1 protein-coding gene is annotated in these 489 nt (G+C 45.6%); it reads left to right on the plus strand.

Going from position 1 to position 489, the window contains the following annotated elements:
* Positions 1 to 203 precede the first annotated feature (203 nt).
* On the plus strand, positions 204 to 401 hold the full coding sequence (locus tag GPK89_RS16830) for a hypothetical protein (RefSeq protein ID WP_215694139.1): 198 nt from the start codon (positions 204 to 206) through the stop codon (positions 399 to 401).
* The last annotated feature ends 88 nt before the right edge of the window (positions 402 to 489 follow it).

The raw sequence follows: 489 nt of genomic DNA on the forward strand, positions 1-489 counted from the left end.
GCCCGATTCGGGTCTGTCCTGCGGTAACGCATCTTATGGTTTTTCTTACTCGGATATAATCTGCGTGACACAGGGAGATAACAGCGTGGAATTTGAGATAGAAGTAGATCATGACGAATTGACAATCTTCTTTATGGGGCAAGAATACTTAGCGTTAGAAAGGTAATGGTAGAAACTCTCTTGTTTCGTAAAAACTGAATAGAATGAACAAACCAAAGGCGACTAACCGTAAAAAGTTGGTCGCTTTTGCTTTGCTCATTTGCAAAGCGGATGTGCCGGAAACGGCATATCCGGAAAGTGGAGAAATCCGATTTGACGAAATTGGACTTCTCCATTTTTTTGTGAAAGTCTCCGGTGGAGAGTTTCGCAAAAACCGATGGACTGCGAATGTCGGCAGCTGACGATGTGGAGCAGTTTATCGGGCAGGAGTACAGAGGGCGGCAAGCCCTTTGTGCATGGGTACAGGGAATGCAATATCCCTGTGCAGGT

This window comes from Gemmiger formicilis (assembly GCF_018784445.1).
In the GTDB taxonomy this organism is placed as follows: Bacteria; Bacillota; Clostridia; order Oscillospirales; family Ruminococcaceae; genus Gemmiger.

Coding starts and splice junctions, on each gene's coding strand:
- GPK89_RS16830 (WP_215694139.1), top strand. CDS start 204: ATGAACAAACCAAAGGCGACTAACCGTAAAAAGTTGGTCGCTTTTGCT.